At 63.9% G+C, this 13,320-nt stretch carries 8 protein-coding genes and 1 riboswitch; of the genes, 6 read left to right on the top strand and 2 right to left on the bottom strand.

Annotated elements, in window-relative coordinates:
- Window positions 1–82 precede the first annotated feature (82 nt).
- On the bottom strand, window positions 83–2,623 hold the full coding sequence (locus tag ACHMXK_RS08590) for a DNA internalization-related competence protein ComEC/Rec2 (RefSeq protein ID WP_397439441.1): 2,541 nt from the start codon (window positions 2,621–2,623) through the stop codon (window positions 83–85).
- A gap of 150 nt (window positions 2,624–2,773) precedes the next feature.
- Between ACHMXK_RS08590 and ACHMXK_RS08585 the strand changes: the two genes are divergently transcribed.
- The 4 genes from ACHMXK_RS08585 (at window position 2,774) to ACHMXK_RS08570 (ending at window position 7,827) form a co-directional block, all read left to right on the top strand.
- A complete protein-coding gene (locus tag ACHMXK_RS08585) occupies window positions 2,774–5,434 on the top strand; it encodes a circularly permuted type 2 ATP-grasp protein (protein ID WP_397439439.1) in 2,661 nt (886 codons plus the stop codon).
- A gap of 15 nt (window positions 5,435–5,449) precedes the next feature.
- Window positions 5,450–6,367 carry a transglutaminase N-terminal domain-containing protein gene (locus ACHMXK_RS08580; protein ID WP_397439437.1) on the top strand — a complete coding sequence of 306 codons (918 nt, stop codon included), beginning with the start codon at window positions 5,450–5,452 and terminating at the stop codon, window positions 6,365–6,367.
- A gap of 122 nt (window positions 6,368–6,489) precedes the next feature.
- A complete protein-coding gene (locus ACHMXK_RS08575; RefSeq protein WP_397439435.1) occupies window positions 6,490–6,972 on the top strand; it encodes a RidA family protein in 483 nt (160 codons plus the stop codon).
- Window positions 6,973–7,064: 92 nt separating this feature from the next.
- Window positions 7,065–7,219, top strand: a riboswitch (FMN riboswitch).
- A 107-nt stretch (window positions 7,220–7,326) separates the two neighbouring features.
- The gene (locus ACHMXK_RS08570) at window positions 7,327–7,827 is read left to right on the top strand and encodes a 6,7-dimethyl-8-ribityllumazine synthase (RefSeq protein WP_397439433.1); all 501 of its coding nucleotides are present in this window, start codon (window positions 7,327–7,329) and stop codon (window positions 7,825–7,827) included.
- 61 nt (window positions 7,828–7,888) lie between these two features.
- Here ACHMXK_RS08570 and alaS read toward each other — a convergent pair whose 3' ends face one another.
- Window positions 7,889–10,513 (bottom strand): alanine--tRNA ligase, encoded by a 2,625-nt coding sequence (alaS, locus tag ACHMXK_RS08565; protein ID WP_397439431.1) that lies wholly within the window; start codon window positions 10,511–10,513, stop codon window positions 7,889–7,891.
- 209 nt (window positions 10,514–10,722) lie between these two features.
- On the opposite strand from alaS, the gene ACHMXK_RS08560 reads away from it, so the two are divergent.
- Both ACHMXK_RS08560 and ACHMXK_RS08555 read left to right on the top strand, forming a co-directional pair.
- The gene (locus tag ACHMXK_RS08560) at window positions 10,723–12,201 is read left to right on the top strand and encodes an NAD-dependent succinate-semialdehyde dehydrogenase (RefSeq protein ID WP_397439429.1); all 1,479 of its coding nucleotides are present in this window, start codon (window positions 10,723–10,725) and stop codon (window positions 12,199–12,201) included.
- Entirely contained in the window at window positions 12,198–13,286 is a 1,089-nt protein-coding gene (locus ACHMXK_RS08555; RefSeq protein ID WP_397439427.1) for a serine hydrolase domain-containing protein, read from the top strand. The genes ACHMXK_RS08560 and ACHMXK_RS08555 overlap by 4 nt, the downstream gene beginning before the upstream one ends.
- Window positions 13,287–13,320: the final 34 nt, after the last annotated feature.

Here is a 13,320-nt window from a genome sequence, read left to right as displayed (position 1 = left end):
GGCTTATCTCCGGAATGTGTCTTGAGTATGTCGATGCATCCAGCTTAGCAAGTAATGCGCCAGTATGCTGTAAGGCTGCGCCCTATTTGCCCGGATCAGGCGCTCCCGGCGAAGGCTGGTGATGCCAGTAACGCAGACCCACCTGCCGCTGGCAGCGGATGAGGCCCGGCTGCTGGCTGCTCCAGCTGGCCGCGCCGCACACCGGGGAAGCAAACACCGCAATGCCGCGTTCGCGGTAACGCGCCAGCACAGGCGGTGCCGGGTGGCCAAAGCGGTTGCGGTAACCGGCCTGCGCCAGCGCCAGTCGGGGCTGCACGGCATCCAGAAACACCGCGCTGGACGAGGTCTTGCTGCCATGGTGCGGCACCAGCAGCACATCGGCCTGGACAGGTGCGCCCGCCGTCACCAGGCGCTGCTCCTGCGCCAGTTCGATGTCGCCGGCCAGCAAGACACTGCTATGGCCATTGGAGATACGCAGCACACAACTCATGGCATTGGATTTGTTCGGCAAGGCGTAATCCTCCGCCGCCGGATGTAACACCTCAAACTGAACACCATCCCACCACCAGCGCTGGCCGGCCACGCAGCGTGTCGAGGGGCGCAAGGCCTGCAGCGGATGACTCGCTTCGATGGAACTCAGCAGGGCAGCCTGCGGCTGCATGGCCAGCACCGCCGGTGCGCCGCCTATGTGGTCGCTGTCCCGGTGGCTCAGCATCACGGTGTCCACACGGTCACCCAAGGCCCGCAGCAAAGGCACCAACACCCTGTGCCCGGCATCACTTTCGCGCGAGAAGCGCGGGCCGGTGTCATACACCAGCGTGTGGCCGGCGGTGCGGACCAGCAAGGCATTGCCCTGCCCCACGTCGGCGGCCAGCAACTCAAACTGACCAGGCTCCGGCCGCAACGCCTGCCATAACAAGACCGGCAGCAGCAAGGGCACACCCAGCACCCGCCAGTGCCAGGGCAGGCGCATCGCCAGCAACACGCCGCCGGCCACCCCCGCCAGCGCACACCACAGCGGCGCAGCCGCCACACTGATGCTGGCCAGCGGCCAGGCGGCCAGCCACTGCAAAAACACCATCAGCCCGGCCACGGCCGCCGCCGCGCCATCCCAGGCCGGCGCCCAGAGCACGCCTAACATGGTCAATGGAGTCACCAGCAAGGTCACCCAGGGAATCGCCAAGGCGTTGGCCAGCAGGCCGACCAGGGAGCCCTGGTTGAACAGCAGCAGCGACAAAGGCGTGAGCGCCAGCGTGACCACCCATTGCTCGCGCGCGGCCCGCCCCAACGCACCCGCTGCCCGCGCCAGCCAGGACATACGCCAGATCGTGAAGGGCTGGCTTTCGGCATCCAATTGGCCGCCAGCCCTCTCCCCATGGACACTAGAAGCTCCTGAATTGCTAGCAAACAACACACTCACCGCCACAAAAGACAACCAGAACCCCGCCTGCATCAAGGCCCAGGGATCCAGCGCCACCACCGCCGCCATGGCCAACAAGCAGACTTGCGGCCAGGGCCAGCGCTTGCCGCTTTGACGCAACAAGACCATCACCGCCAGCATCCAGACCGTGCGTTGCGCCGGCACACCCCAGCCCGAAAACAGCGCATAAGCCGCCGCCAGCAACAAGCCACCCCAGGCGCCGGCTGTGCTGGCCGGCAAGGCCAGACATAACCGTGGCGTCCAGCGCACAGACCGCCGCCACAGCCAGGCGATGCCGCGCGCCGCCAGCCAGGCGAACATCGTGATATGGAGCCCTGAAATGGACATCAGGTGGGCGACCCCGGTGGCACGAAATACATCCCAGTCGGCACGTTCGATCGCGTTCTGGTCACCGACCAACAAGGCCGCCACCACGCCGGCCAGTTGACGGTCGGCCACACGCGTAAACACGGCGTCACGCACAGCCTGGCGCGCCCGCTCGACCGGGTGGCGCCAGCCATTGGCCAGTTTGATGGGCGGGACATCATGCGACCCCACGCGCACATAACCCGTGGCCTGCAAGCCCTGTTCCCACAACCAGAGCTCGTAATCAAACCCGTGCGGGTTGCTGTTGCCGTGCGGCGCCTTCAGGCGCACCGTCATGCGCCATGTTTCACCCGCGCGCAGGGGCTGTGGCTGGCGCTGCAGCGCCAGTGTCGCGGCCGGAGTCGCGTCAGTCTCAGGGTTGTCCGGCCCGGTGGTGGAAGGCGCAGCCTCGCGGCCGCCAAATCCCGCGTACCAGCCCAAGTAGATCTGCGCCGGCAACACCACGGGCCGCCCGTCCAGCCGGGCCGACGCGACGGCAAAACGAAAACGCAGGCCATCCTCACTGCGTTGCGGCATGGCCAGAACCCGGCCGGTCACCGTGATGTCTTGGCCTTCCAGCGCCGGGTTCAGCGCACCTGCCTGAAAAATCGCGGCGCGCAAGCCCGTCAGCCCAAAACCGAAAATCAGCGCCAACAAAAGCGTCGCCGCAGCGACCAGCGGAAACCCGGCTTTCCTGCCCATCCACCAACGCGCCAGCCCGGCGGCCGAGGTCAGCACCAAGGCCACCAAAACGGCATACAGCCAGGAATCCAGCAACGCCCGCTGCTGCAACTGCAGGGCTGCGCCCGCAACAAAGCCGCAAAAAACCAGGCTCAACAGCCTGCCCGGCGGTGTGGCTGACATCGTTCGACGCACTGGCCTCCCCTGGTTGACGACTTGTGTGCCCGCGGCACGAAGCGGTTCAAGGGCGCGCTATGCGCCCTGCCTGTATTAAAGCCTTAAAGCCGTGATTGGGGGAGCAGAAGCATGCCGGACCTTGTTTCTGTACATCCCGCCACCGTCAAGCAAGACCGGGAACGCGCAGAAAGGCATACTTGGCACACCGTGAAAAACAACCCATCTCCTCTCGCCGCCGCGCTGGCGCTGCCAGCTGCGGATGGCCATTTTGACGAGCTTCGCGGTGCGCCTTCGGACCAGGCCCCCAACCCGGCACTGGCCCCCCCATGGAAACAGTTCTTCGACTTGCTGGGCCCCGAGGGTCTGGACGATCTGGACCACCGCACGGCCAACCTGCATAAACAAATCCGCGATAACGACGTGAGCTACAACGTCTACGCCGATGCCGATGGCCCGCAGCGGCCCTGGCCGCTGGACCTGTTTCCGCTGATTCTTGGCGCCCAGGACTGGGCGCAGATCGCCACGGGCGTGCGCCAGCGCGCCCGGCTGCTGGACCGCATCATGGCCGATGTGTACGGCCCGCAACAGTTGCTGCAACAAGGCCTGTTGCCCGCCGCACTGGTGCAAGGCCACCCCGGCTACCTGCGTGCCATGCACGGCGTGTTGCCGGTGGGCGGCACGTTTTTGCGCATCGCGGCCTTCGACCTGGCACGTGGCCCCAACGGACACTGGTGGGTGGTCGCGCAAAAAACCCAGGCGCCGTCCGGCCTGGGTTATCTGCTGGAAAACCGCGTGGCCATTTCGCGGCTGTTTCCGCAGGCTTTCCGGGAAATGCGGGTACAACGTGTGGCCGCGACCTACAAGGCCTTGGTCGACGGCATGAAAGCGGCCAGCCCGGCCCCGCCCGGCGAAGACAGCCGCATCGTGTTGCTAACCCCCGGGCCCTACCACGAGACTTATTTCGAACACGCCTACCTGGCGCGCCACTTGGGCTTGAGCCTGGTCGAAGGCAGCGACTTGCTGGTGCGCGATGACAGGCTGTACCTCAAGACCTTGCAGGGGCTGGAGCCGGTACACGGCCTGCTCACACGCCTGGACGACGAATTTCTGGATCCGCTTGAATTGCGCTCGGACTCCACGCTGGGCGTGCCCGGCCTGCTGCAGGTGATACGCGCGGGCCAGGTGCTGGTCGCCAATGCGCCGGGTTCGGCCTTTCTCGAATCCAGTGCGCTGCTGGGATTTTTGCCGGCGCTGTCGCGCCACCTGCTGAACGAGCCGCTGGCCTTGCCCTCGCTGGCCACCTGGTGGTGTGGCGAACAGGCCGCGCTGCAGCAAGCCCTGCCGCAGCTCCAGGACCATGTCATCAAGGGCACCTACCCGGATGCCGGCATCACATCGGTGATGGCGCAAAACCTGCCGCCCGCTGAGCTGGACGTCTGGGCCGAGCGCCTTGGCAAACGCAGCGGCGATTACACCCTGCAAGCCTGTCTGCCGCTGTCCCAGGCACCGACCTGGCACAAGCACAAAATCACCCCGCGCTCCACCATGCTGCGCGTGTTTGTCGTGGCCGACGGCGCGGGCGACTGGCAGGTCTTGCCGGGCGGGCTGGCGCGGCTGGGCGGGTCCCACCACAAAACGGCGTCCATGCCACAAGGCGGCAGCAGCGCCGACGTCTGGGTCTTGTCCGAGCCGACGCCATCTTCGGCCACCACCGCCGACACCGCCCCGCTGGTCTGGCCCAGCCTGCCGGCGCGGCACAAGCCGCCGGTGTCCAGCCGTGCTGCCGAAAACCTGTTCTGGCTGGGTCGCTACACCGAACGCACAGAAAACACCATCCGACTGGCCCAGTTGACCCTGCGCGCCCTCAGCGGCGAGGACCAGTCCTCACAAGCCTTGCTGGCCTGGTTGTCGGCGCTGGCGCTCAGAAACGGCCTGCTGCCCCATGCCGTTCCGCCGGCCACGCAGGCGCGCCGAGAGTTCGAACGGGCCTTGATCGCCGGCCTGACCGACACCGCACATACCGCCAGCGTTGGTTACAACCTGCGCGCGCTCAAGGACACCGCCTCGACAGTGCGCGAACGCTTGTCGCAGGAACAGTGGCATGTGATCCTGCGCGCCGAGGCGGATTTTTTCCGGCGCTGCGAGGCCTTCAGCGGCCAGCATCACCCGGTGCCTTCGGCCCTCGACTATTCGTCGGTGGAAGCCTTGCGTGCGCTGGAGTCGGCCAGCGGTTTTCTGGCCGCCATGACAGGCGCACAAACCGACCGCATGACACGCGACGACGGCTGGCGCCTGCTCAGCATAGGCCGCCATCTCGAACGCCTGAACACGCTGGCCGCCGCGCTGATCCTCGGTTTTGAAACCGGCGCGGTGTACGACGACAGCGGCTTTGACGCCATCCTCGCCCTGTTCGACAGCAGCATCACCTTCCGTGCGCGTTACCAGCAGCAGCGCGACGTGTCGGCGCTGCTGGATTTACTGGTCCTCGACCGCGACAATCCGCGCTCGCTGGGCGGCGTGATCCAGACCTTGCGCAGCCGGCTCGCCAGGCTGGCGAAAAACACCGCTGAACCATCGCAGTCGCCACCCGACTTGGGCGCGGCCCTGCCCGACCCCGGCAGCTGGCCGTTGGCCGACCTGTGCCAGTCCAGCACTCCGCAAGCGCAGCGTGACGAGGCGCTGCTGGCGCATCTGGCGCAATGCTGCAACGCAGCGTTCACGCTGTCGGACAGCCTGGGCCGCCGTTATTTCAGCCACGTGGCGCCAGACGCGCACAGCCTGGGCGCCTAGGACGTCTACCACGCCATGCTGCTTCACCTCGTCCACGAAACCCGGTACACCTACACGCCCCCCGTGGAGCATGCCCACCATGTGCTGCATCTCAAACCGGCCAGCCTGGCAAACCAGCAACTGCTGCACCACCAACTCACCATCAGTCCGCAGCCGGCGCAATTACGCGAGCTGCCGGATGTGTATGGCAACATCCGCACGTTTTTTTCCTTGCATGCCCCGCACGATCAGCTGACCGTGGTGGCCGACAGTGTGGTGGCCACGCAGGCGCCGGCGCCCAACGTCCAGCCGGGCCTGCCCTGGGAAGACGTAGGCCAGCAGTTTTGCTACCGGGCCGGCGGCCGCTACAACAGCGCGGCCGAGTTTGTGTTTGCCTCGCCTTATGTGCCTTACGACGAGCAGTTTGCGGAATTTGCACAACCCAGCTTTACCCCGGGCCGGCCGCTGCCGCAAGCCGCGCAGGACCTGATGGAACGTATCCACCAAAACATGCGTTACGACAGCGACAGCACGGATGTCGGCACCCCGGCGCTGCAGGCGCTGCAACTGGGCAAAGGGGTGTGCCAGGACTTTGCCCACATCATGGTCGCCTGCTGTCGCGCCATGGGTGTGCCGGCGCGTTATGTCAGCGGCTACCTGCTGACCCAGCCGGCGCCCGGCCAGCCGCGCCTGATCGGCAGCGACGCCTCCCACGCCTGGGCCTCGGTCTACTGCACCACGGCCGATGGGACCGGCGCCTGGCTGGACTTCGACCCGACCAACAACCGCGCGCCCGGCGAGGACTACATCACCCTGGCCACAGGCCGCGATTTTCTGGACGTCTCGCCCATGCGTGGCGTGATACGCGGCGGCGCGCGCCATGTGCTGGACGTGGCGGTGACCGTGACGCCCATGGACACAGCGCCCGCGCCTGGGTCAGGCGCAAGCAGCTAAACTGCAAGCAGCGAGTTCGCCCGCTCTCGCTACCATTTTCATAGCTGATTGCACCCGTCCCTCAAGGGCTGGAAGCACTTTTTATCATCAAACTGCGCTTGAATGGCGCTTCAGGAGTTCCCATGACCACATCCTCGCCCAACGTTTACGACACGCTCAAAAACCTGGGGATCACCCTGCCGCCCGTCGCCACGCCGGCCGCGGCCTACGTGCCTTATATGCAGACCGGCAAACTGTTTTTTCTGAGCGGCAACATTGCCAAGAAGGATGACAAGCCCTGGGTGGGCCAACTCGGTAAAACCATGGAGACCAAAGAAGGCCAGGCCGCAGCGCGCGCCATCGCCATCGACCTGATGGGCACCCTGCATGCGGCCCTGGTGGCCATTGGCAAGGACCTCAACGACGTCAAACAAATCGTCAAACTCATGAGCCTGGTCAACTCCACCAGCGAGTTCACAGAACAACACCTGGTGACCAACGGTGCCAGCGAATTGTTCGGGCAAGTCTTTGGCGCCAAGGGTGCCCACGCCCGCAGCGCGTTTGGTGTGGCGCAAATCCCCCGCGGTGCTTGCGTTGAAATTGAACTGATCGCTGAAATCAACTGATCCACAGCTACCGCCGGCCTGCGCGGTAGCACCGGCGACACGTGTATTTTTGATCCGCTTTAGAATAAACCGTCCCCGTAACCATCCGGGGCAAGCGTTCTCAGGGCGGGGTGAGATTCCCCACCGGCGGTGTTTGCGGTCAAACGCATCAGCCCGCGAGCGCCTGGCTTTGTTAGCAAAGCCAGGGTCAGCAGATTCGGTTCAACTCCGAAGCCGACGGTCACAGTCCGGATGAAAGAGATCGCGAAGTTCATGGCCCCTGCCGTGGGCTGGTGCTTTAGCGCCGGCCTGCAGGTGGGCCGTAGACTCGTGCGCCCTGATACCGGTTATTGCTTACCGTTTTCAGGAGAAACCATGAGTGACAGACTTCCCCAGGCCGCTATCCAGCCGCAAGCCCATCCCGCCCGTTATGCCTTTATCCAGGCGACCTGGCACGCCGGCATCGTCAACCAGGGGCGCGACGCGTTTTTGGCGGAAATGGCCAAAAACGGCGTGTCGCCCTCGGACATCGATGTGTTTGAAGTGCCAGGCGCTTTTGAGATTCCCCTGCATGCGCAGTTGCTCGCACGCACCGGCAGCTACACCGCCATCGTCGCCTGCGGCCTGGTGGTGGACGGCGGCATTTACCGCCATGAGTTTGTGGCCGATGCCGTGATCAGCGCCCTGATGCGGGTGCAGCTCGACACCGGCGTGCCGGTGTTCTCGGCCGTGTTGACGCCACACCATTTCCATGAACACGAAGAACATCGCCGTTATTTCAGCGAGCACTTCCTGGTCAAAGGCACGGAAGTGGCGCAAGCCTGCCTGCGCACCGTGGCGAGTTTGCGGCAGCTGGCGGATCGGGTCGCGGCCTGAGGAGTTTTTGTTGCGTCCGCTGCTTCCGCGGGCGCAACAGGTGTCAGCCGCGATCAGGCGATCAGGCGCGTTCGGTGACCCAGGCCTGGACAGACTTCAACGCATCACTCAGTTTGGAGGCATCTGTGCCGCCGGCCATGGCCATGTCGGCCTTGCCGCCGCCTTTGCCGCCCACTTGCTGGGCCACAAAGTTGACGAGTTCGCCGGCCTTGACCTTGCCCACGCTGTCAGCCGTCACGCCGGCGGCGATCTGCACCTTGTCGCCGTCCACGGCGGCCAGCACAATGACCGCGGTTTTCAGCTTGTCCTTGAGCTTGTCCATGGTGTCGCGCAGGGTCTTGGCGTCCGCACCTTCCAGGCGTGCGGCCAGCACTTTCAGGCCCTTGATATCCACCGCTTGCAGCATCAACTCGTCGCCTTGCGATGAAGCCAGCTTGCCCTTGAGGGCGGCCACTTCTTTTTCCAGCGTCTTGACTTGGTCCAGCACCTGGCCAATGCGGTTTTGCAGTTCGGACGGGCTGGCCTTGAGTGTGCCGGCCGCCGCCTGCACCGTGGATTCCAGCGACTGCAAATAAGCCAGCGCGTTGTCGCCGGTGACGGCTTCAACACGGCGCACACCCGCCGCCACGCCGCTTTCAGCCACGATCTTGAACAGGCCGATGTCGCCGGTACGTGTCACGTGCGTGCCGCCGCAAAGTTCCTTGCTGGAGCCAATGCTGAGCACACGCACCTTGTCGCCGTATTTTTCACCGAAAAGCATCATGGCACCGGTTTTCTGCGCGGCTTCCATGTCCATCTCGCTGGCGTCGGTCGCCACATTGGACAAAATTTCGGCATTGACACGGGCTTCGATCTCGCGGATCTGCTCGTCCGTCACCGGCGCGTTGTGCGTGAAGTCAAAACGGGTGCGTTCGGCATTCACCAGGCTGCCCTTTTGCTGCACATGCTCCCCCAGCACTTCGCGCAAGGCCTTGTGCATCAGGTGGGTGGCGCTGTGGTTGCGCACGGTGGCGGCGCGCACGGCAGTGTTGACCTGCGCCGTCACGGTGTCGCCGACCTTGAGCGTGCCTTCGGACTGCGTGCCATGGTGGCCAAACACGTCGGCCTTGATCTTCAGCGTGTCCTCCACGGTGAAGGTCGCACCACCTGCCGTCAACCGGCCCTGGTCACCGACCTGGCCGCCGCTTTCGGCATAAAACGGCGTGGTGTTCAAGACGACCACACCGCTTTGCCCGGCATTCAGCGCCTGCACGGCCACGCCGTCGGCATACAGCGCGACCACCTTGGCGGGCTCTTCCAGCAACTCGTAACCGGTGAAGGCATGGCCCTCGCCCGTGTATTCCAGTGCGCGGTCCATCTTGAACTTGCCGGCGGCACGTGCCTGGTTTTTCTGCTTGTCCATCGCGGCCCTGAAGCCGGCCTCATCGACTTCCACGCCGCGCTCGCGGCAGACGTCGGCCGACAGGTCCAGCGGGAAGCCGTAGGTGTCATGCAGCTTGAAAGCCACCTCGCCCGGCAACACCTTGACACCACCGGCCAGCGCCGTGTCCAGAATCGTCATGCCGATTTCCAGCGTTTCGAAGAAACGTTCTTCTTCGGCCTTGAGCACCGCTGTGATACGCGCTTCATCCGTCTTGAGTTTGGGATAGGCGTCGCCCATCTGCACCACCAGTTCGGCCACCAGTTTGTGGAAAAACGGCGTCTTTTTGCCCAGCTTGTAGCCGTGGCGAATTGCGCGGCGGATGATGCGGCGCTGCACATAACCGCGGCCTTCGTTGGACGGATTCACGCCGTCACTGACCAGGAATGACGTCGCGCGGATGTGATCAGCGATGACAAACAGACTCTTGTTGCCCAGATCCGGCTCACCGGTTTCGCGCGAGGCGGCCTTGATCAGCGCAGCAAAAATGTCGATTTCGTAGTTGCTGTGCACATGCTGCAGGATGGCGGCCAGGCGCTCCAGCCCCATGCCGGTATCCACGCACGGTGCGGGCAGCGGCGTGACGGAACCGTCTTCGGCCATGTTGAACTGCATGAACACGTTGTTCCAGATCTCGATGAAGCGGTCACCGTCTTCATCCGGGCTGCCCGGCGGTCCGCCGGCAATGTGGTCGCCGTGGTCGTAGAAAATTTCAGAACAGGGGCCGCAAGGCCCGGTGTCCGCCATCATCCAGAAGTTGTCGGACTTGTAACGCCCGCCCTTGTTGTCGCCGATGCGGATCACACGTTCCGGTGGCAGGCCGATTTCCTTGGTCCAGATGTCGTAGGCCTCGTCGTCCTCTTCGTAGACCGTGGCCAGCAGGCGGTCGGCCGGCAGTTTGTAGACCTCGGTCAGCAGCTCCCAGGCCCACTTCAGCGATTCACGCTTGAAGTAGTCGCCAAAACTCCAGTTGCCCAGCATCTCGAAAAAGGTGTGGTGGCGCGCGGTGTAACCGACGTTTTCCAGGTCGTTGTGTTTGCCGCCGGCACGCAGGCAGGCCTGCACCGACGTGGCGCGCACATAAGGGCGCTTGTCGGTGCCGAGGAACACATCCTTGAACTGCACCATGCCCGAATTGGTGAACATCAGGGTCGGGTCGTTGCCCGGCACCAGCGAACTGGACGGCACCACGGTATGGCCCTTGGACGCGAAGAAATCAAGAAAGCTCTTGCGGATGTCGGCGACGGTGAAAGTGGGTGTGCTCATGTTTTGGTAGTTGCTGATGCCATCGGCGCCGGCCGGGCAAATGGCCTGGCGCGGCCGACCGCACCTGAATGCTTGATTTGCCTGAGCTTTGGATTATAAGTTTGGCCGGGCCTTGTCCGGTTGATCGCCCCTCTGCACCAAACCGGCTGACGCGCTATGCTCGCTACCCACACGCCGCACCAGAGCGTCCCCAACCGAAAGAGACATTGATGGACATGACAACCTCCCCCCTGGCCCTGCTCAAAGACCCCAGCCTGCTCAAGACCGATGCCCTGATCAATGGCCAGTGGGTGGCGGGCACCAGCCGTTTTGACGTGAATGACCCGTCCACCGGCCTGAAACTGGCCGACGTGGCCAACCTGGGCGCCCAGGAGGCCGAAGCCGCGATTGCCGCCGCCAACGCCGCCTGGCCCGCCTGGCGCAGCAAAACCGGCAAGGAGCGCCATGCCATCCTGCTCAAGTGGTACCAGTTGTTGATGGCCAACCAGGAAGACCTGGGTCGCATCCTGACCGCCGAACAGGGCAAACCTTTTGCCGAGGCCAAAGGCGAAGTCGCTTATGGCGCCAGTTTTGTCGAGTGGTTTGCCGAAGAAGCCAAACGGGTCAATGGCGAAACCCTGCCGCCTTTTGACAACAACCGCCGCCTGATGGTGATCAAACAGCCGATTGGTGTCTGCGCCGCCATCACGCCCTGGAATTTTCCGCTGGCCATGATCACACGCAAGGTCGCCCCGGCGCTGGCCGCCGGTTGCCCGGTGGTCATCAAACCGGCTGAACTGACACCCCTGACGGCGCTGGCCGCGGCCGAACTGGCCGTGCGTGCCGGCATTCCGGCCGGTGTGTTGAACGTGCTGACGGCCGACAGCAGCAACTCGATTGCCGCCGGCAAGGTGTTTTGCGCCAGCGACGTGGTACGCCACATCAGCTTCACCGGCTCCACCGAGGTCGGCCGCATCCTGATGGCGCAAAGTGCGCCTTCGGTCAAAAAACTCGCGCTGGAACTGGGCGGCAACGCACCTTTCATCGTGTTTGACGATGCCGACATCGACTCGGCCGTGGAAGGCGCGATGGCCAGCAAATACCGCAACGCCGGCCAGACCTGCGTCTGCGCCAACCGCATTTATGTGCAGGACGGCGTCTACGACCAGTTTGTTGAAAAATTCGCCGCCAAGGTCAAACTGCTCAAGGTCGGCAACGGTTTTGAAGACGGCGTGTTGCAGGGTCCGCTGATCGAAGATGCCGCCGTTGAAAAAGTGCAGCGCCACGTGGATGACGCGTTGGCCAAGGGCGGCAAGCTGCTGGCTGGTGGTCACCACATCCAGGGCCAGTTTTTTGAGCCTACCGTGGTGGCCGACGCCACGGCCGACATGTTGTGCGCCCGGGAGGAAACCTTTGGCCCGTTTGCACCGGTGTTCCGCTTCAAGCACGAGCAGGAAGCGATTGACGCGGCCAACAACACCGAATTCGGCCTGGCCAGTTATTTCTACAGCCGCGATGTGGGCCGCATCTTCCGCGTGGCCGAAGCGCTGGAATACGGCATGGTCGGCATCAACGCCGGCGTGATCGCCACCGAACATGTGCCTTTCGGCGGCGTCAAGCAATCGGGCCTGGGCCGCGAAGGCTCACGCCACGGCATGGACGAGTACCTGGAGATGAAATACCTCTGCCTCGGCGACATGCTCAAGTGATACGTCCACAGCTGCTGGGCCTGGCCCTGGCCGCCCTGGTGGCGGCTGTTGCGCCCGTGCGCGTCCTCGCGGCGCCGCTCCAGCCCTTTCTGGATCGCCTGGTGAAGCAGGAAAAACTGCCGGGCGCTGTCTTGCTGGTGTCTGGCCCGCAAGGGCGCGAGGTGGTGGCCGCCGGCTTCGCCGATTTGAAAACCCGCGAACGCATGACGCCGAAAACCCGCTTTTACATTGCCTCCAGCGGCAAGCTGATCACCGCGGCGGCCACGCTGCAGCTGGTGCAGGAGCAGCGCTTCAAACTGACGGACCCGGTGTTTCCCTGGGTCAAAAACGTGCCCGGCATCACCAAGCTGCGCAACATCCAGACCGTCACAGTAGAGCAGTTGCTGCAGCACCGCTCTGGCCTGGCCGAATATTTCACCGATGACTTTGAAAGCGAAGCGGCCAAGCAACCCGAGAAGCAGTGGAGCGCCGAAGAATCGCTGGCCTTTGCTTTTGGCGAAAAAGCCCAGGCACGCCCCGGCCGCGAACACATCTACACCAACACCAACTATGTCTTGCTGGGTCAGCTGATCAGCCAGGCCGACCGGCTCAGTTACGCCCAGTCCGTGCAAAAGCGTATTTTTGAGCGTGTGGGCATGCCGGCCACCAGCATAGGCGCGCGCAAGGAAGCCAGCGGGCTGGCCCATGGCTACACCGTCAACGAAAGCAACAAGCGGCAGGACGTCAGTTATTCCGGCTGGAGCGCCATCACCGGCGACGGCGCGGTGGTCACCACAGCCGCCGACTACGAAGCCTTTTTGTTCGCCCTGTTTCGCGACGGCAAATTGCTGCCACGCAAAACCGTAGCGCAGATGTGCAGCGTGCAGGAAGAAGATGTCGACAGCGGCTACGGCCTGGGTTGCTCGGTCCAGGACACACCCTGGGGCGAGGCCTGGGGGCATAACGGTTCGATCTCGGGTTTCAACGCCGACACCTGGTACATCCCCAAGCTGGGCGTGAGTGTGGTGTTCATGACCAATGGCGATTTTCAGTCCGATGAGCCCGACCTCATGGTGCGTGCGGTCAAGGTTTACCTCAAACAATAAGGTGTGACCCTGGCCGGGGTAAACCACTGGAAAG

Source organism: Polaromonas sp. UC242_47 (genome assembly GCF_044452385.1).
GTDB lineage: Bacteria > Pseudomonadota > Gammaproteobacteria > Burkholderiales > Burkholderiaceae_C > Polaromonas.
This window is presented reverse-complemented; position numbering and strand designations above follow the sequence as displayed.

Bases quoted from the DNA above. Each gene is read 5' to 3' on its own strand.
- ACHMXK_RS08585 (WP_397439439.1), top strand. From the start codon at position 2,774: ATGCCGGACCTTGTTTCTGTACATCCCGCCACCGTCAAGCAAGACCGG.
- ACHMXK_RS08580 (WP_397439437.1), top strand. From the start codon at position 5,450: ATGCTGCTTCACCTCGTCCACGAAACCCGGTACACCTACACGCCCCCC.
- ACHMXK_RS08575 (WP_397439435.1), top strand. From the start codon at position 6,490: ATGACCACATCCTCGCCCAACGTTTACGACACGCTCAAAAACCTGGGG.
- ACHMXK_RS08570 (WP_397439433.1), top strand. From the start codon at position 7,327: ATGAGTGACAGACTTCCCCAGGCCGCTATCCAGCCGCAAGCCCATCCC.
- alaS (WP_397439431.1), bottom strand. From the start codon at position 10,513: ATGAGCACACCCACTTTCACCGTCGCCGACATCCGCAAGAGCTTTCTT.
- ACHMXK_RS08560 (WP_397439429.1), top strand. From the start codon at position 10,723: ATGGACATGACAACCTCCCCCCTGGCCCTGCTCAAAGACCCCAGCCTG.